Below are 18,808 nucleotides of genomic sequence, written 5' to 3'. Positions count from 1 at the left end.
ATCCACAATTTCTCCAATGCGATCGCGTTCTAATCCATCACTACACCCTGGACGAGAACCGCCACCAATGATTAATTTTAAGTTAGGGGAATGGCGAAATTTAGACTCTGCCATTGCTCGAACCAAGGTTTCAATGCCTTTTCGGGGGTCAAATCGACCCATATAAAATACAATTTTATCTTCAGGATTTAACCTTAACTTTTCTCTAGCATCGGTCTTGGAAACTTTACCCAAGGTATTAATATTAGTTCCACAGGGAATAATATCAATCTTGCCCAGTGGAGATACTAATTCCCGTAAAAATTGTTGTTCTTGGGGGCTAGTGGCAACAATTCGTTCTGCGGTTTCTAAACAAAGTTGATCAATATTTAATCGAGTTTGAGCAATCTGAGGAATATCAGGAACCGATTGATATTTAACAATTCCGATTGAATGATAGGTATGAACTTGTCGTAGAGGGTAACGTTTTTTTAATTCTAATCCCACCCAACCCGATAACCAATAATTAGTATGAATTAATTCATATTCAATCCCCGTTTCAGTTTTAAAGGCTTGAAATTTATCAACAAATTCTAATAAATAGGGAAACCCTTGATCTCTGGGAATAAATTCTTCTGGGCCAGCAATTAATCGAATGGTGCGACAATTAGGACTATGGTTAACAATTAAGGGTTGCTCTGGATGACTTCTACGGGTGAACATATCTACTGGCCATCCTAAAGTCGCTAACGCCTCCCCGACTTGACGGACATAAACATTTTGTCCTCCAGCTTCCTCCTGTCCAATGGCAATGTCGGGATCGCCATGAATTGAAATTAATGCTACGGGTGTTCGCGGTTGAAATGTCATAGACAGAAAATTAAACAGATCTCAACAGGGAGGAAGGCTAACAACCCCCATTACACCGCAACAGGGGTAATTTTCTTCGGAAGGCATCGGACATCTCGGCGAGTTTTGCCGTTGAACTGAAAAAATCAGTCAAAATTGTTTTACTATTTTATCACTAATTGCGCTTTTTACTGTTTATGGAGAACCAGTCAGAGTTCAATGGTTGAATGGAGAACCAGAATGTCTTTGAGGAGATGAATCTTGGATTTGTTATTAATTTCATGATTAACCCTTAACCGGACTTCAATCAAATTCCTGAAAATTTAGCTTGTTTCTGATCAAAAAATTCACTGGGATATCTAATCTCCTTTGATGGCATCTCAGACTCAACTTGATATACTAGAGAATCAGATTTTCTTCGACTTTCGTTTACGGTTATATCCTTTAGATGAATTTTAAACAAATTTTACCCTTTTTTCCATCTACTGTTAGCCATTGGTCGAGGGAAGCTCGATGGTTACATTGGATTACCTTTCTCTGGTTATTTGTCGGTTTAATTATCATGTTTTCTGCTTCCTATCCAATAGCTTATGCCGAACAGGGGGATGGATTATATTATTTTAAACGTCAATTAATTTGGACAGTTGTAGGACTGGCTGGATTTAGTTTTATTGTTCAATCTTCACTGCGATTTTGGTTAAAAATTGCTCAATGGGGAGTTTTAATTGTTCTAGGATTATTATTTTTAACTTTAGTTCCCGGTTTAGGAACAACTATTAATGGTGCAACGCGCTGGATTTCGATTGGGCCAATTCCCATTCAGCCATCCGAGTTAATGAAGCCGTTTTTAGTGCTACAAAGTGCACGTTTTTTTGGGAATTGGTTTCGTTTAAATTGGCAAGTTCGGTTGGTTTGGTTGGGAATTTTTGGGGTGGTATTATTATCCATTTTATTGCAACCCAACTTAAGTACCACAGCCTTGTGTGGCATGACCCTTTGGTTAGTGGCTTTAGCAGCCGGATTACCTTTTTCCTATTTAGGAGGAACTGCTTTAGGAGGAATACTTTTAGCCACCTTAAGTATTAGTATTAAAGAATATCAAAGACGTCGGGTTTTATCGTTTTTAAATCCTTGGGCAGATCCGATGGGGGATGGATATCAATTGGTGCAAAGTCTTTTAGCAGTGGGTTCTGGTGGTTTTTGGGGCACAGGATTAGGATTATCTCATCAAAAATTATATTATTTACCGATTCAATATAGTGATTTTATTTTCTCGGTTTATGCGGAAGAATTTGGCTTTATCGGCGGGGTTTTATTATTACTATTATTAGTGATTTATGGAACCCTAGCTCTACGAGTTGCAATGAAATCAAGACAGATTGAACATCAATTAGTCGCCATTGGCGTGATGGTTGTCATGGTCGGACAATCCTTATTAAATATAGGGGTCGCAACGGGTGCTTTACCAACAACAGGTTTACCGTTACCATTGTTTAGTTATGGGGGAAGTTCCATGATTGCCAGTCTAGCTTTAGCCGCGTTATTAATTCGAGTAGCCAGAGAAGGAAATGAAGCGGAGGTGATTTCTTTATCTGACCATCGTTTAACTCAAAATAAACATCGCAGAAAGGAACGAACACCCAGGCGTTAAATCTTTTCTTCTAAGGAATAATTCACAGCCATATGAGAACTGGGGTTCAAATTAATAGCCTGAGAATGACTTTCAACTCCCCTAGACGATTAGTTCTGAACCCCATTAGAGATTAGATTTCTTCTCCCTAGATGTTAGGGTTTTTTCATCTCACGAGCAAGATTGCGAAACATATCCATGCTGCTATCTGCACGACGACGTTCCGCTTTGCTGGAAGATTCCTCCGTCACCTCACTAGAAATCGTGTTAGTGAAACCAGTCGGGGTTCCAGTTGCTGATGGTGAAGTCTCAACCTCAACTGGAAAGGTCTTTTTCACCGGAGCCATGTTTTTGAATCTGTCCACATCTCCAAGACCTTTGGCTGCATCACCATCCAGATAGAAACTGTCTCCGGTTGCTTCCTGAGAGTTAGAGTCTTCTTTTTTGCCAAACAAGCCAAACAGTCCTGCCATGTTATTTTCCTAGTGATTAGAGTTGCCAATGGTTTTAAGTTATGTAAAATCTTATCAAAAAGTGTTACCACTCTCATCTTGAAATTTTAGATCGACCTCAGCCGTTATGATCTAACCGTCCTTTTTGCGGTTGCTTGAGGAAAATATCTCATTTAAAAAATAAAAAAATTTATAAGACCAAGGTGGGAGATTGAAAACGAGTGTGTCTTCAGACCTGAGAGTGTCAAACAAAAAATAATTATTATTTTTCTTGTCTACAAAACAGAAAAACCTAGAATCTTAACTTTTAGATGGAATGACTCGTCGATTTCTAAGCCTGTGTTTATCATCTTCTAGGGTATATTCTTCTAAATCATCATCTTGAGTGGAAAGAGAATCTAATTGAGTTTGGATACCTTGGAGGGTTGCTTCCGTCACTTGTAAACAATCTTGTAGATCATAAACAATATCCTGAGCTTCAGCAATTTTAGCATAAAATTCAGGAATAAAATCATCTTTTAAAGCATCCAACTTTTGAGAGAACCTACGATTATTTTGGGTGACTTTAAAAAATAAAATTAAAATACTCAAAACACTCGCACTCGGAACTACAACTGCTAATAAAATCCATGCTGTTAATAAAGGATTAACCCGTCTTAAGCTTTGGGAAACTTCCGCTTCAATTAACTCTCGAATTAAAAGGCGATCGCTACTAAAATAAACTTGAAACATAGATTTTTTTTCAATTAATTTTTCAGGATCAGGCACTTTAAGATCAAAAGGTACAATTTCAAAACAGTTAAAATAAGAATAGAAAAGCAGAATAAATTTTAAAATCGTCATAATTTTTCAATAATTAACCATCAATCTTTAAATTTTTGAATTTTTCGTTTTGTCGAATTGGATCAAAATCCGGTTCCCGTTTCACTAATTTTTGACAAGCATCAGGATTTAATCGTATGGCTCGTTTTAAATTTTCTAAGGATAATTCAACATGACCTTGAACCGCGTAACAACGAGCTTTATTATACCAAATTCTATAAAAATCTGGACGGATTTTTGCCGCTTTATTATAAGCTGAAATAGCTTGATCATATTTTTTAATTTTAGCTAAAGCAAAACCGTGATTATTCCAAGCATCCATATAATTCGGTTTAAATTCAATTGCTTTTTGATAGGATAAAATAGCAGCATCATAATGATGTAATTTTCCTAAAGCCACCCCGCGATTATTCCAAGCATCAGCATAATAATCCCGTAATTGAATCGCTCTTTCATAGGATGCGATCGCTTCATGATAGCGTTGTAGTCGTGTGAGAGCAACCCCACGATTATTCCAAACTTCAGCTAAATCGGGTTTCAATTCTAAAGCTTGATCATAGGTTTGAATGGCGGCTTCCAAATTACCCTGTAAAAACAATTGATCTCCCTGTTTAGCCAAAGAAACCGCTTGTTTGAGATCTTCCTCAAAGGTAGAACTAGAAAGTTCTTGTTGAGAAGATTCAGTTTTTAATTCTGGAGTTTCTGATAACAATTCAGTAGAAGATTGAACCTGAACCAGAGGAACTTCAACGGGGAGATTATTTTCAGTTTCCCCAGAAGATGAAAACATCACAGGAATTAAAACCTCTTTAGCATCATCAGTGGGATGAACCGTTTCTGATGGAGTCGAAATACGATTAGTTTGACTTTCAGATATTGATTCCGGTTGAATTACTGTTGGAACTCCATTTTGAGGAGGTTGTTCAACCCAAACTGCTTCAATCACAGGTAACGGCGTTTGAGTGGTTAAGGTTTGTAAGGTTTCATGAGCTAAATCATTTTTATTTTGTAATTGGTGTAAAATCAATTTAGCATCTGTAAGTACCCGATCCATCTCCATTAACGTATCAACTTTTAAACTTTCGATTTCTTGTTCAGCTATGGCGGTTTGTTGCGCTAATTTCCTTAACAAAACCCAAACCCCACAGGCTGCAATTGTATTCAAAAGTAATAATAAAAGTAATACTAAGCTTAATAATCCTAGATGACGACGAAAGGTATTATCCACTTGAGTTTCAACTAAATCTTGGATCTCCTTTTCCTGTAGCGAAGATTGCGATACCGTTTGGTTTTGAGCCAAGGGTACAGCAAAGGACGGTGCCGATAAAGCCGTGAAAAAGAGTAAAATAGTTGCAGTAGCGATCCGACTCCCTAAAGCAGATGGCTTAGGTGTGTGCTTCCCCACTGTCCCAAACAGACAAAAGCTCAAGATAATCGCAAATTCGTGTTTGTTTTTCATAACATCTAAGCAAGAATGGAGAAAAATGAAATGGGAGATGCCCTGAATCAAATTATCGAAGAACAGAAAGAATTAAGAAATACTATCATGTCTGAGTGGATCGAGATCGGGACGATTGTTGCAGCCCACGGGTTAAGAGGTGAAGTGCGGGTTTACCCGAATTCGGATTTTCCTGAACGGTTTCTCGAGCCGGGAACCCGATGGTTATTGCAACCAGGGAAAACAGAACCTGAACCGGTGGAATTGTTGAGCGGCTATTTCATGCCCAATAAAGGAATTTATGTTGTTGAAATCGAGGGAATTGAAAATCGAGATCAGGCGGAAGCTTTACAAGGTTGTCCGTTGTTGATTACCGATCAAGATCGTCCCTATTTAGAAGAAGATGAATTTTATGTTTTAGATTTGATTGGATTAGAAGTTTTTGATCAACTCAAAGCTGAACTGATTGGTAAAGTGGTAAATGTCATTCCCGCCGGAAATGATTTACTCGAAGTCGAGTTAAATTCTCTTCAACCCACCCCAGAAGTTACTGAGACTGAACCCACCCCAGAGCCTTCTGGTCGTCAATCCAAACATAAACGGAAACTGAATCAACCTAAAACCGTTTTGATTCCCTTTGTTAAAGAAATTGTGCCGATTGTGGATTTAGAGCAAAAACGGATTGAAGTCATACCTCCTCGTGGGTTAATTGACGACTAATTGAGCAAGAACCTGGCTATTTTCATAACTGTCTTCCTTGAAACTAACCTAATTCTCAACAGAACGATACAATGCAGTGTGATAGACTCTAATCTTGCTGTCTGAGATCTTGCCATGACTGACCTAATTAACGATTCATTAGACAATCTACCCCGCGAGGTTAGGGTTAACCAACTTCGCAATTTGATTGAAACCCTGCATATTGCTGATGAAATTGCTACTAAAGGCTACTTAATCAGTAGCTCTGAACTGGCTGATCTCATGGATATTAACGCCAGCGCTGTGACCAGTCGAGGAGATAATTGGGCATGGCGTAACTGGGAAGTATCCAGAGTGCGGCGAGAAGGTAATCAAATTCTCTGGCAATTAGAACGAGTAGACTAACGGTTGGCTGACCGTTGATGGTTTATTGTCGAGCGCTTATTGAGTGATGTTCTGCCCTGTTATAGCACTACGCTATAATGGGGCAAAATATCATTTTGATGCCTAAACTTCCGTCTTTTGATGGGAACATCGTTTTTGTCTAAAAGATTCTGTTAGCGAGTACGCTATTTTAAAATTCTGTTTTTATGTATTTTCTCTAACACAGGACATAACTTCACAGCGTTCATTACCTTAGCTTGTCCAGTAGCACTCAAAAATCCCCTTGAACTGATCAACTCACTAGCATTAAAAGGAAACGCAGCCGTACAATCAACGTAAGAATTATACTTCAGAAAGTTATGCTCGCTTGCGATAATTTCTGCTTCACAACATAGCAAATAATCTCTATTCTGAATATAGTTATTAATTTTGGAATTGATCAGAAATCCATAAGGTGCAGGCTCAATATAGGCAATTAAAACAAACTTATCCTTGGGGCTTGGCTTAGTATGGCGGCAAGATTGCACATAAAATATTTCCCACTGTGCTGGCATAAAGTTCTAACCTAGGGGTGTGGATTTTGCAAATGTTCAAGAAGTTCTTCTGAATTATCAAAGGTTTTGATGATATCTTCCACATTAATTATATCGTTCTCATCCGCAGATTCCCAGGCTCGATCATGACTTAACTCCGTAAGCTCTGCAAAAGACAAACTTCCATATTTTGTTGCTGAATGTTCTAAGCATTCAAGATCAGACTCACTCAAAAAATCTTTCTTAGGCTCTCTTAGCTTTTTGATGTTATGGTTATCAACTATCTTGAAAGCATGAAGAACCTGTTCAGATATTTCTTGCGAAGGCTGAAAGCTAGGAGACAAATCTCCACGCACTAATTTCAGTAAATCATAAATCTGACTGGGTACAGGGCCATGTTTCATGGCGTAATAGCTATCCCCAAAAATAAATCTCCCATATTTTTCTAAATGTTCCTTATCTGCAAAATATAAAACTTTAGAAACACGATGAATTGTTGGTTGAACCTTATTCTCTAATAGCTCCAAGATGTAAAGAATAGACTCTATTCCTTTCTCAATATTAAAATCAAATTGGTATTCCATAACAGCATTTTCCTAATTACACCAATAAACAGTGTATTTTTTCGGTATTTCTATTATAGCAATACCTAATGATAGTTTTAAAAGACGTAACAATTAATCATCAATTTTTAGGTTTTAATTCTTTCCATAAGTTCTCCCTCGCCATTGAATTTGGGTTTGAGTTGCAGATATCCATAATCGTAATACTGCCACCCCATCAGCGAGGGGAGATAACCAAAATACCCAAGGTTGTTTAGCTTGGCTAAAATCATAAGATAACGAAATGGCAGCCGTTAATATTAACCGCAGAAATAGTAAAAAACCATTTAATCCTAATAATATTGAGCTTAAAATTCCCGGTAAGGATAGATGAGAAGCAAAGCAGAAATTAATTAGAAATACAGGTAATGGTAAGGCTTGAACTGCTAATAAAATGAATAAATCAGACCACAATTGAGTCTTAGAACAAGCATCTTTAAGATCGAGCGATCGCCCCCAACCCTCCCAGGTATCTTTTAACCCATCATACATTCTAACCGTTAATACATTGGCTCCATCTAAAAACCCAACTTTAAATCCTTGTTGAGCAATATTTCGAGCTAAAGTAACATCATCACAAAAGGAATTTTTAGCGCTGGAATATCCCCCAACTTTTTCTAAGACTGAACGGCGACATAAAAAACATTGACCATTCGCCATCACTCGTTCCGGTTTTTGAGGGGATAAATCCGGTGATCCAAAGCGATAAACTAAGGTCATTAATAAAGCAGGTTGTAACCACAATTCCCCCGGATATTTGAGAATAAATTTACAGGATAGGGATAATAAATCATATTGATTTGCGATCGCTGTTTTCACCACACTCGCCACTAAACCCGGTTGAGGTAAGGTATCGGCATCAATGCCTAAAATCCATTCGCTGTTTTCAGAACTGTTTAAAAATCCTGTATTTAAAGCCCAAGGACGACCCACCCAGTCAGACGGTAAAGGGTCATCTAAAATTAATCGAAATCTAGGATCAGATTCGGCAAATTTTTTAACAATATCTTGGGTTCCGTCTTGGGAATGGCTATCAACAATTAAGATTTCTCGAACTTCATAACTTTGTCGGGTTAACCCTTCTAAACAAGGGGTAACTCGCGCAGCTTCATTTAACGTGGGAACCACAATACTCACTGTTCCTAATAAGTCACCCGTTGGCGACTGAGGTTGTAACGGCGGAACTCGAATGGCTCCTTTAAATAAGCGAGACAAGATAATAATTGTGGCTGGAATTTGTAAGATTAATATTATTGAAAATAATAAAAACCAGAAATTAATCTCGGAAAAATTGGCAATATTTAAGAAAATTGGATTCAACATTAAAATGAGTTTGAAGTAAATTTAAGGGATTTTTTTATAAAAAAATAGCAATTGAAGTCAGTACCCCAATATAATGATTTACAGATTTCTAATTCCCTGTTCCCTGTTATTAAAATTAAGATGGGCTAAGCCCATCTTAATTTAACGCTTACTTGGCAACAACTTCAACGGGAGAGGGATTAATATCGTCATTCGGCAATAAACTCTCCATTGTTTCTAAAGAAGGTTTAGCATTCCACCAGAAAATCAAGGCAGGAATGACTCCAAATAAAATACTTAACGCCGTTGGAAATAGGAAACGAGCATCTAATTCAACAACAGTAATGGCTGCCCCAAAGAAGAAATTAGTCAGATAAACAATCAAAGGAACTGTTAATTGAGAGCGAGATAAAGCAATCGGAGTTCGACGCCATAAAAACGCCCCAACGCTCATAAATACCAAGCCTGTTCCCATCCAACCAACTAAATTTCGATAGGGCATTCCAAAAAATTCACCCACTTCTTGAAATTGCCAAAACGGAAAAGGAGCTTGACTCATAGCGGGGTCTAATACTAAATCCCAAGCAGTGAGTAAAACTGCCCCTAAACCTAAAGCAGCTAATTGACGTCCCCAACGATCTCCCATCGTTAATTTTAAACCTGCACGGGCTAACAAATAGCAGGTTAAACCCATATAAAACCAAGATAACGGAATAGTAAAGGGAACCAACCCAGCAATTTTATAACCTAAACCACTCAAATATTGATAATGACCAAAGGGAAATCCGGTACTGGTTCCTAAGAGTTCGCTAGATAAGGATAACAAGACCGAGGGAATCATAAAAGCTAAGGTTGTGGCTAACCCTAACGTGCGATAGCCATATAAGACCAGTGTTGCCGCCCCAAACACAATATAGGTCACGCCTCCTGCTGCCATCCCCCAGGTAAACAAATTCATGCCCAGGGGAGGTAAATTAGCGACGAGTTCAGGATTAGGTAAAATAAACAATAACCCAGCTAGTCCAAACAGCGTTGATACAACGTGAGCCGTGAGGCAAAATCGTTCTGCTATTGACTTGTGCTTCATGGGACTCCTTGAGAAAGTATTAAGACACGCCAAGCGTTCTTCAGAATTTTACAAATCTTTAAATAAGAATATACCCTTTGGCGCTAGATCGGATGGAATCTGACCCTAAGATCCCGATAGCATAAGCCTTGCTAATACTTTAGGGGAGTAAACTCTTGTTTTTGTAATCAAACTTAACAATTGTAGAAGATCCGGGCTGCGGTAGGATGAAAGTGCAAATCGGACATTTAGAAGGGGAAGTGGTGTAATGGCTGGAGGTTTAAGCCTGGTAACAACAACTGCATTGGTTTTACTCGGTTTAGGAACAGTGGCGCTGGAAATCCAATATCGTCTGCGCCCCGGTAATCAATTAGAACTGACGCAGGGAGAGTGGAACCTAGATTTATCCGACTCCACCCATTATGTGTTGAGAGGGGAACTGGAATTCCGTAACCTCACCCGGAACCTAGAAATTATGTTACCGGAAGTCACCGCCCAACTCACCTTACTGTCCAAAGCCAGTTTAGACGGCATTAAACATACTATTAAAGTCATTCCCGCCCATGTTGATGAAGTTGCGAGGGAAGATAACTATTGGTTTGGGTATATTGTTAAAGTTAAAAAAACCACCCGCATTAAAGTTTTAGTTGAAATTGAAGGACAAGACCTGAGTGCGCTACAATCGGCTTGGGTGAAAGTCGATTATATTACCTACGGGCCAGAAGGACGTATCCCCAAAACTCGCCACGTTGTCCTTCCCCTCAAATATCCCGATCCTACCCTAGCCCCCAAAAAACGAATTATCGAAGGGATAGCCGAAGTTTATCCGATCCGTACCCATTTATTAACCCATATTGATCATCCCGTTGAGGTAATTAAAAAATATGTCCTTCCCCATGCTCAACCGGGGGATATTGTGACCTTGGGAGAAACCCCGGTTGCTTTAATGCAAGGACGATTTTATCATCCGACCCAAATTAAACCCGGATGGGTGGCGAAACGGGTTTGTTATTTCTTTATGCCCACCTCCAGTTTAGCCACCGCCTGTGGAATGCAAACCCTGGTGGATCTTGTCGGGCCAGCGCGAGTTTTATTTGCCATTGTGGTCGGAACCCTTGCTAAACTGTTAGGAAAACCTGGCGTTTTTTATCAATTAGCTGGAGAGCAAGCACGACTCATTGACGATGTGACGGGAACCTTACCCCCCTATGATCAATTTATTGTTCTAGGGCCAGATGATCCGCAAAACGTCGTCAATACTATCCAACAAGAAACCGGGTTAGGAGCGGCCATCGTAGACGTGAACGATTTAAAAGCCGTTAAAATATTATCAGCAACCCCTGGTCTTTCCACGGCGTTGCTCAAGCACGCCTTAAGGAGTAATCCTGCCGGAAATGCCGACGAGCAAACCCCCCTGGTTCTAATTCGTCCTTTATAAAATCAGTTATCAGTTGTGAGTTATCAGTGATCACGGATCAGTTTATGAGTTTTAATTGAAAGCTAGGTTTGAGGAAATTCAAGCTAAAGATCTAAATCCTGTAAATCTATGGATATAAGAATTTTGACTTTAAAAACTTTAAATGAATTTAACCCTGATCCCACTATTTAGTCATTAAAACCTAAGTTTAAACCGTTAATTAACAACTGATTCCAGAGGACGTGAAATTAATTTTTAACTGATAACTGATAACTGATCCCTGATAACTGATTACTAATCCTTTACCCGACTGGAACCCATGAATTTATTTCTCTCCCACAACCAAAATCAGTTTAATATTCGCCCCTTTCAATATCGGGATTTAGAAGCCATTGAACAACTTTATCAGCAAGCCGATGAACCAACTGATGGTGGCACAGCCTTAACCCAAGAGTTAGAACAATTGCGTCGTTGGTATGGGTTGCTGAAATTTTTAAGCTGGTTTCCCAACCCTTGCCAAAATCTGTTTAACGCCTATATTGCCGAACAGTTCGGTCAACTGTTAGGAATGATCAAAGTTTCCCCCTTCAATACCAGTCGTAGTACCTGGCGCATTGAACGAATCTTTGTGGATCGATTACAGGATCAAAGTAGTATCGGATCACAACTATTACGGTATTGCTTTGAAACTTTGTGGGAAGCTCGAACCTGGCTATTAGAAGTCAACGTTAATAATAGCGGTTTGATGGCACTGTATCGGCAAAATGGATTTCAACCCTTAGCTCACATGACCTATTGGGTGGTGGAACCAGAACTGCTGAAAACCTTAGCCACCGCTCAACCTGACTTACCTAACCTTCTCCCCGTCAGCAATGCGGATGCTCAACTGCTGTATCAGCTTGATACGGTTTCCATGCCTCCGTTATTACGACAAGTCTTTGATCGCCACATTTTAGATTTTAAAACCAGCTTTATTCAAGCCGTTGTCGATGCCATTAAACAATGGTTCAGCCATAGCGAGCAAGTCAGTGGCTATGTATTTGAACCTCAACGTAAAGCCGCCATTGGTTATTTCCAGGTGCAACTTTCCCGTAATGGTCGTCAACCTCATGTGGCGGAGTTAACCGTTCATCCCGCCTATACTTGGCTTTACCCAGAATTGTTATCCCAAATGGCTCATTTAGCCCAGGAGTTTAGCCCCCAGTCCCTTAGACTGGCATCCGCCGACTATCAACCTGAACGAGAAGCGTATTTAGAAAAAATCGGAGCGCAACGGGTAGAACATACCTTGTTAATGTCTCGTTCCGTTTGGCATAAATTACGGGAGTCAAAATCGTCCTTAGAAGGGTTGCAATTATCCGATGTCCTCCCCAGTTGGCAACCTGCCCATAAACCTGTCCCCACCCGAATGTCTTGGTTAGGGCCAACAATACAACATCCCTCTGGGACTCAAAAATCTTCTGCTGGGGATGGGATCTCAGAAGGAATAGAATTAGATCCTAAAAATTTAGCTCAGAAGCCGTCAGATTTCCCCTCCGATGGACGAGAATGATGATTTCTGCTTTAGGATTAGATATTGGTCGTAAACGCATTGGTGTCGCAGGGTGTGACGGAACCGGGTTAATTGCTACCGGACTCACGACGATCCTACGACGATCCTACTCTCAAGATGTTGAACAATTCCGAGAACTGGTAGAACAACGACAGGTACAAGTGTTAGTCGTGGGTTTACCTTATCATCTCAACGGTTCCTTGGGAGCTCAAGCCAAACAAGTCCAAAACTATGCTCAACGGTTAGCCAAGACCTTGCAATTACCCTTAGAGTACGTTGATGAACGGCTAACATCCTACCAAGCCGAACAACTGATGATTTCAGAAAATATTTCCCCTTCCCGCAACAAAAGCGTCATTGATCGTAAAGCCGCAGCCTTGATTCTACAACAATGGTTAGACCAGAGGAGGAGAGCAGGGGGAGCAGGGGGAGCAGGGGGAGCAGGGGGAGTAGAGGAGTAGGGGAGGAGTTGGGAGTTGGCAGAAGTCGTGCGTCAATAGTCAACCAATTTGATGATATCCTGGTGTTGCAGAGGGTTGAGCGGATCTGTTGGGGCAATTGTTCCATCCAGAATCACTCATCCCTAGTACCGTTTGGTGCGGTTAAAAAGAATACGATATCAATGATGTTTCCATCTAAATTTCCCCAAGACAATGAGCGTTCTGAAGAAACCTACGTCACCCTGACCGATGAACAGGGGAGATCGCTGGTTTGTACCTTACAATCCTCAATTCAGTTAGAAGATCAAGAATATGGATTGCTTCTACCTGTGGATGCGCCCATCGAGATTTTAACTTGGAATGACGAGGATGATGATGATGAATCCGCCGTTCCTGTAGAATCTGAAGCAGAAATTAACAGAATTTTCAAAACGGCTAAAGCGGTTTTAGCAGAACAGAATTTGGATTTAAAACGGACAGGAATCACCCTAACCGTAGAAGGAGAATTACCCGAATTTCCCGACGAGGAAGAATCCAATGCCAATCTTGATTCGTCTCAACCAGACGAACAAGAATTTGAGGAACTTCTGTGGTTAGCAAGTTTCTATCACGAAGAGCAAGAATATGGGATCTACACCCCAGCCGAGCCATTTTTTATTCTAGCTAAAGCCAATGAACAGGGAGAATATCAACAACTCACCCCGGAGGAGTTTAAGCTTTTAGAACCTCTGTTACCGATGATCGAAGATCAACTCTTTGATGCTTTAGAGGAATAGATAAATATCGGTTTAGCCGCCTTGATGAAATCTCTCTTCAGGGGGAGATGGGCAGGTTTCCAGTAACAGGTAAAATCAAGTTTTGATTTGGGAGTAGCAATTTGGAAATTGCAAAAACGAAGCCAAAGAAACCTCAAAATCAACAAACCGTTAAACGGTTTTCCAGAGGTTTTTTTTATCTTCTCATCCTACCCGTAATTTGGGGATTTTTCGGATGGCAAGGTTGGATGTGGTGGAGTTGGGCGAGTGCGTCTCCCCAAAGTGAAGAACAGGTGAAGGTTTCTGGTGGCAGTGGAAACCGTGTGAAAATTCTAATTCCCCCAGGAACCTCTAGTCAGCAAATTGGGGAAGATTTGAAGGCGGCAGGATTAATTCGTTCGGATTTAGCTTGGCGACTTTGGGCGAGATGGTTAATTTTCAAAGATCCCCAAGGCGATTTTAAAGCGGGAGCTTATTCTCTGTCTCCGACTCAACCTTTAAGTGAAGTTGCCTCTAAAATTTGGAATGGGGAAGTGATGACGTTGAGTTTTACCATTCCCGAAGGATGGTCTATTCAACAAATGGCTGAATATTTTGAACAACAAGGCTTTTTCTCGGCGGAGGAATTTCTCGCCGCGAGTCGTCAAATTCCGACTCAAGATTATCCTTGGTTGCCTCCAAATTTGCCTTTACTCGAAGGCTTTTTATTCCCAGATACTTATCAACTGGACACTGGGGAAGTGACACCCCAAGCGGTTATTCGCCAAATGTTAGATCGCTTTGAATCCTCAGCTTTACCGGTTTATCAACAAGCTAAATCTCAAACGAATTTGAGTTTAAATGAATGGGTGACACTGGCCAGTATTGTAGAAAAAGAAGCGGTTGTTCCTCAAGAACGTAATTTGATTTCTGGAGTGTTTCACAATCGTTTACAAAAAGGAATGCAATTGGCCTCTGATCCGACGGTAGAATATGCCTTGGGAATTCGGCAAACGGTTGATCAACCCTTAACCTTTAAACAGGTTGAAACTCCATCTCCCTACAATACTTATCTCAATGTGGGTTTACCGCCAACGGCGATCGCTAGTCCGGGTTTAGCGAGTTTAAAAGCGACTCTCACCCCCGAAAAAACCGACTATCTTTACTTTATGGCCCGTTACGACGGAACCCATATTTTTAGTCGCACAGAAGCGGAACATCAAGCGGCAATTGCTGAAGTTGAACGTAATCTTTCCACTCAATAAGTTAGTTATGGGATTACCATCAGTGGTGATGAATTTAAACCTCTCAAATGGGTGCGATTTTCCGCTAAGATCAAAAAGCTAAAATTTTATTGTTATTATGTCTTGGGGGAAACTCTTACAGCCTGATTTAGTTCTGGGTGATTGCGTTGTACATTTGACGCCGGAACTATTACAACAGCACGAAATTAAGGGAATGGTGCTGGATGTGGATGAAACCTTAGTTCCGATCACCGAAAAGTCGGTGTCAGAACATCTCAAAGGTTGGATCGATACCTTCAAACCCCATACTTGTTTATGGTTGGTTAGTAACAATATTAGTCAAGCTCGGATTGGCAATATTGCGGAAACGTTGAATTTACCTTACATTAGCGGCGCGGGTAAACCCTCGCGACGGAAACTCAAGCGCGCTGTGGAAGCGATGAATTTACCTGTGGAACAGGTGGCAATGGTGGGTGATCGCTTATTTACGGATGTGTTAGCGGGAAACCGTTTAGGAATGTTTACGATCTTGGTTGAACCGATGGTTGACCCGACCATGATGCCCCCCGCTAATTCTGTCCGTAATATTGAAGTCTGGATCTCCAAAATGCTAGGGGCAACCTTGCACTAATTCAAAAGCTAATCGGTTTTTTCTGTCGTTAAAATGAATTAAAATCTAAAGAAAAGGTTATGAAATTTCATAAATTTAAATGGCTATGCAATAATTTTAGTGATTTAATAAAAAATTCGGTCAGCTTATATAAAGACCCTAACTTAATAAAATCTTAAATTCCTGTGTAAAACGCCAGCCTTCCTTGCGGGAGGTTGGCGTTTTACGATCAATCGTCAACCGTTAACTGTCAACCGTCAACACTCTCTATGTCTCAAACCCTTGTTATTAAAATTGGTACGTCAAGTTTAACTCAGGCTGCGACTGGACATTTAGCGTTAGCGACGTTGGCGACTTTAGTTGAAACCTTGACTCGGTTACGCTATCAAGGGTATCGAGTGGTTTTGGTGTCTTCCGGTGCTGTCGGAGTCGGACGCGATCGCTTACGATTAACGGAACGTCCTCGCACCATTGCCTTAAAACAAGCGGTGGCGGCGGTGGGTCAAGGTCGGTTGATGCGGGTTTATGATGATTTATTTAGTTCTCTGCAACAACCCATTGCTCAAGTGCTGCTAACGCGGGGAGATTTAGTTCAACGCAATGGTTATGTGAATGTTTATAATACCTTTCAACAACTTTTAAAATTAGGGGTAATTCCCATTGTTAATGAAAATGATACCGTTGCTGTCGATGAATTAAAATTTGGGGATAATGATACCCTTTCTGCATTAGTGGCGAGTTTAGTTGAGGCGGATTGGTTATTTTTATTAACAGATGTTGATCAATTATATTCGGCAGATCCTCGTGAAAATCCCAACGCTCAACCGATTAGTTTAGTCACGAGTATGGAACAGTTAGAAGAATTCCAAGTGCAAACGGGAGATTCTCGCAGTGGGTGGGGAACGGGAGGGATGATTACTAAAATTGAAGCCGCACGAATTGCAACGGGATCAGGAGTCAGAACCGTAATTACAGAGGGAAAATATCCCCAAAATTTAGAAAAAATTTTACAAGGAGAAGCTATAGGAACTCAATTTGAACCCCAAATTCGACCTGTTAATGCTCGGAAACATTGGATTGCAAATGTTTTAATTCCACTCGGAAAATTGTATTTAGATCCAGGGGCGGTAAAAGCCATTTCTCAAGGAGGAAAATCGTTATTAGCGGCGGGAATCAAAAATATTGAAGGGCAGTTCATGGTTCAAGATTCTGTGCAAATTTGTGACCTGGAAGGAAAAGAAATTGCGAGAGGATTAGTGAATTATAGTCATGGAGAATTGCAAAAAATTAAAGGTTTACATTCAGATAAAATCCCTGAGATTTTAGGATATGAAGGTGCAGAAACGGTTGTTCATCGAGATAACTTAGTGATCAGTTAATCCAGGTTTAAGCCAATGATCCATAATAAACTTAACGATAACGCAGTCTCAGAAGTTCATCAAAGGGAAAGCCATTTACCCGATTTCGGATAAAATGGAAAAACCGCTTAAAATTGATGGTTGTTCAAACTTTTTAAATTTTCAATGACGTTATCAGAATCTTGGACAAAGGAGTGGCGTTTTCAACTGGAAAATGACTACCCAAACCTTAACCCAAAAACACGAGAAAGCTTAATTCGTTGGTTACCGGGAGAACATTGTGAATCTTTAGAGACTCTCCCTCCTGACCAACAAGAACAGATCAAACAAGGGTTAAACTTTCGCTATAGAATTCTAAAACAGCGCTATTTAGAGGTATCTCCTGAAAAAGCTTATCGCAATTTAATGCAGCGATTAGGAAGTTTAGTTATATTACGGCAAAAAGTGCGTTTGTGGGTGGCGACCAGTCGAGATCGTCAACGTCAAGTGGTGGATGTTTTACAAGAAGTCGTACAGGAAATGTTGAATAGCGATCGCTATTTACAACAACAAATTCAATGGATTTCTCAATGTACTTCTGACCCGCAATTAAGAAATGCTTTATTATTAACAACCCTAGAAGAATATTGTCTGCGTCCCATTCGGAATCAACCGTTATTAGTCTATCGATTTGTTAACTATTTACGGCGCGCAGAACGGGGAGGATTAACGCAAGTTCCCACCGGAGAATGGATTAAACAGTTATCGGATGAAATTCTATCGGATGAAACAGATGAAACGGTTAGTTTATTAGATCATCAAGCGGTTTCTCGTTACGAAGATGAACAATATTTTCAAACGCAACAAAACCAACGGTTAACGGTTCAAGCGGAATTTGAAGCTTATTTAATTAAAAATGTTGATCCGATTGCGGCAGAATGGTTGCGGTTATATTTACAAGGATTATCCCAAGAAGCGATCGCTCAAACGCTCAATTTACCCATTAAACAAGTTTATCGCCTGCGGGAAAAAGTCAGTTATCATGCGATTAAAAATTTTACCTTAAAACAAAACCCCGAATTAGTCACCAATTGGTTAGGAACCTCTTTATCCGAACATCGTTTAGGGTTAACCTCCCAACAATGGCAAGAATTTTGGCAAGGTTTAACCCCGACCCAACAGGAAATTTTGGAACGTTTAAAAGCGGGGGAAACCTTAGAAACCATTGCAAAAACTTTAAAGGTTAAAGTCACTCAAATTCAAACTGAATGGACAAAGATGTATTTAAAAGCTCAAGATCTTCGGAATCAATCCTGAACATAAAACCCGATATTATTATCAAGATCTTGCTAATTTTTTGCTGTAGGATGGATGAGATAAAAGGGTAACAAAGAAGCTATTTCGAGTTTATAAATTTAAACGAGATTTAAAATTTACAACCGAACCAATAACAGCGATCGCAGGGGCTTCAAAACCTGTTTCTTCTACTTTTTGAACGATGGTTTCTAAAGTTCCAATTAACTCTTCTTGATCCGGTCGAGTTCCCCAGCGAATTAACGCCACAGGAGTTTCTGGGGATTGTCCAGCTTCGGTTAACTGTTGAATAATATAAGGTAAATTGTGAACCCCAATATAAATTACGATGGTTTCTGAACCTTTAGCGATCGCTGTTATTGGTTCGGTTGTAAATTTTAAATCTCGTTTAAATTTATAAACTC

General features: G+C 40.0%; 20 protein-coding genes. 11 read left to right on the top strand and 9 right to left on the bottom strand.

Annotation, left to right across the window (positions count from 1 at the left end):
* A partial coding sequence (locus ACKPEB_RS08840; protein WP_408964518.1) for a glycosyltransferase occupies positions 1-849 on the bottom strand: 849 nt, incomplete at its 3' end.
* Between the two features lie 427 nt (positions 850-1,276).
* Here ACKPEB_RS08840 and ACKPEB_RS08835 point away from each other — a divergent pair.
* Positions 1,277-2,479: an FtsW/RodA/SpoVE family cell cycle protein gene (locus tag ACKPEB_RS08835; RefSeq protein ID WP_408964517.1), complete on the top strand. Its 1,203-nt coding sequence runs from the start codon at positions 1,277-1,279 to the stop codon at positions 2,477-2,479.
* 134 nt (positions 2,480-2,613) lie between these two features.
* Here ACKPEB_RS08835 and ACKPEB_RS08830 read toward each other — a convergent pair whose 3' ends face one another.
* From ACKPEB_RS08830 to ACKPEB_RS08820, 3 genes are all read right to left on the bottom strand, one after another.
* On the bottom strand, positions 2,614-2,931 hold the full coding sequence (locus tag ACKPEB_RS08830; RefSeq protein ID WP_408964516.1) for a hypothetical protein: 318 nt from the start codon (positions 2,929-2,931) through the stop codon (positions 2,614-2,616).
* Between the two features lie 279 nt (positions 2,932-3,210).
* The gene (locus tag ACKPEB_RS08825) at positions 3,211-3,753 is read right to left on the bottom strand and encodes a hypothetical protein (RefSeq protein ID WP_408964515.1); all 543 of its coding nucleotides are present in this window, start codon (positions 3,751-3,753) and stop codon (positions 3,211-3,213) included.
* Between the two features lie 13 nt (positions 3,754-3,766).
* Complete coding sequence (locus tag ACKPEB_RS08820) at positions 3,767-5,191, bottom strand: tetratricopeptide repeat protein (RefSeq protein WP_408964514.1); 1,425 nt, start codon at positions 5,189-5,191, stop codon at positions 3,767-3,769.
* Between the two features lie 87 nt (positions 5,192-5,278).
* Between ACKPEB_RS08820 and rimM the strand changes: the two genes are divergently transcribed.
* Both rimM and ACKPEB_RS08810 read left to right on the top strand, forming a co-directional pair.
* On the top strand, positions 5,279-5,890 hold the full coding sequence (gene rimM / locus ACKPEB_RS08815; protein ID WP_408964521.1) for a ribosome maturation factor RimM: 612 nt from the start codon (positions 5,279-5,281) through the stop codon (positions 5,888-5,890).
* A gap of 114 nt (positions 5,891-6,004) precedes the next feature.
* Positions 6,005-6,274, top strand: coding sequence for a hypothetical protein (locus ACKPEB_RS08810; RefSeq protein ID WP_072722273.1), 270 nt, complete (start codon positions 6,005-6,007; stop codon positions 6,272-6,274).
* Between the two features lie 164 nt (positions 6,275-6,438).
* Here ACKPEB_RS08810 and ACKPEB_RS08805 read toward each other — a convergent pair whose 3' ends face one another.
* The 4 genes from ACKPEB_RS08805 to cruF form a co-directional block, all read right to left on the bottom strand.
* On the bottom strand, positions 6,439-6,807 hold the full coding sequence (locus tag ACKPEB_RS08805; protein ID WP_408964513.1) for a hypothetical protein: 369 nt from the start codon (positions 6,805-6,807) through the stop codon (positions 6,439-6,441).
* Between the two features lie 11 nt (positions 6,808-6,818).
* On the bottom strand, positions 6,819-7,370 hold the full coding sequence (locus tag ACKPEB_RS08800; RefSeq protein ID WP_408964512.1) for a Panacea domain-containing protein: 552 nt from the start codon (positions 7,368-7,370) through the stop codon (positions 6,819-6,821).
* A gap of 114 nt (positions 7,371-7,484) precedes the next feature.
* Complete coding sequence (gene cruG / locus ACKPEB_RS08795; protein WP_408964520.1) at positions 7,485-8,717, bottom strand: 2'-O-glycosyltransferase CruG; 1,233 nt, start codon at positions 8,715-8,717, stop codon at positions 7,485-7,487.
* Positions 8,718-8,859: 142 nt separating this feature from the next.
* Positions 8,860-9,777, bottom strand: a complete 918-nt coding sequence (gene cruF / locus ACKPEB_RS08790) for a gamma-carotene 1'-hydroxylase CruF (protein ID WP_408964511.1) — start codon at positions 9,775-9,777, stop codon at positions 8,860-8,862.
* A 247-nt stretch (positions 9,778-10,024) separates the two neighbouring features.
* Here cruF and ACKPEB_RS08785 point away from each other — a divergent pair, with 247 nt between their 5' ends.
* The 8 genes from ACKPEB_RS08785 (at position 10,025) to ACKPEB_RS08750 (ending at position 18,407) form a co-directional block, all read left to right on the top strand.
* On the top strand, positions 10,025-11,194 hold the full coding sequence (locus tag ACKPEB_RS08785; protein ID WP_408964510.1) for a F420-0:Gamma-glutamyl ligase: 1,170 nt from the start codon (positions 10,025-10,027) through the stop codon (positions 11,192-11,194).
* A gap of 298 nt (positions 11,195-11,492) precedes the next feature.
* Complete coding sequence (locus ACKPEB_RS08780) at positions 11,493-12,725, top strand: GNAT family N-acetyltransferase (protein WP_408964509.1); 1,233 nt, start codon at positions 11,493-11,495, stop codon at positions 12,723-12,725.
* Positions 12,722-13,186: a Holliday junction resolvase RuvX gene (gene ruvX / locus ACKPEB_RS08775; RefSeq protein ID WP_408964508.1), complete on the top strand. Its 465-nt coding sequence runs from the start codon at positions 12,722-12,724 to the stop codon at positions 13,184-13,186. The genes ACKPEB_RS08780 and ruvX overlap by 4 nt, the downstream gene beginning before the upstream one ends.
* Positions 13,187-13,350: 164 nt before the next feature.
* The gene (locus ACKPEB_RS08770) at positions 13,351-13,941 is read left to right on the top strand and encodes a DUF3727 domain-containing protein (RefSeq protein WP_408964519.1); all 591 of its coding nucleotides are present in this window, start codon (positions 13,351-13,353) and stop codon (positions 13,939-13,941) included.
* A 101-nt stretch (positions 13,942-14,042) separates the two neighbouring features.
* Entirely contained in the window at positions 14,043-15,164 is a 1,122-nt protein-coding gene (gene mltG, locus ACKPEB_RS08765) for an endolytic transglycosylase MltG (RefSeq protein ID WP_408964507.1), read from the top strand.
* A gap of 97 nt (positions 15,165-15,261) precedes the next feature.
* Positions 15,262-15,774, top strand: a complete 513-nt coding sequence (locus ACKPEB_RS08760) for a YqeG family HAD IIIA-type phosphatase (protein ID WP_408964506.1) — start codon at positions 15,262-15,264, stop codon at positions 15,772-15,774.
* Between the two features lie 248 nt (positions 15,775-16,022).
* Entirely contained in the window at positions 16,023-17,132 is a 1,110-nt protein-coding gene (gene proB, locus ACKPEB_RS08755) for a glutamate 5-kinase (protein ID WP_408964505.1), read from the top strand.
* A 144-nt stretch (positions 17,133-17,276) separates the two neighbouring features.
* Complete coding sequence (locus ACKPEB_RS08750) at positions 17,277-18,407, top strand: HetZ-related protein 2 (protein WP_408964504.1); 1,131 nt, start codon at positions 17,277-17,279, stop codon at positions 18,405-18,407.
* Positions 18,408-18,497: 90 nt separating this feature from the next.
* Here the strand turns inward: ACKPEB_RS08750 and ACKPEB_RS08745 are convergent.
* Positions 18,498-18,808, bottom strand: a 311-nt coding sequence (locus ACKPEB_RS08745; protein ID WP_408964503.1) for an SAM-dependent methyltransferase, incomplete at its 5' end; no start/stop codon positions are given.

The organism is Planktothrix sp. (assembly GCF_046067725.1).
Taxonomy (GTDB): domain Bacteria; phylum Cyanobacteriota; class Cyanobacteriia; order Cyanobacteriales; family Microcoleaceae; genus Planktothrix.
The sequence above is the reverse complement of the archived record's forward strand: the minus strand, read 5'-3'. Positions and strand labels throughout refer to the sequence as shown.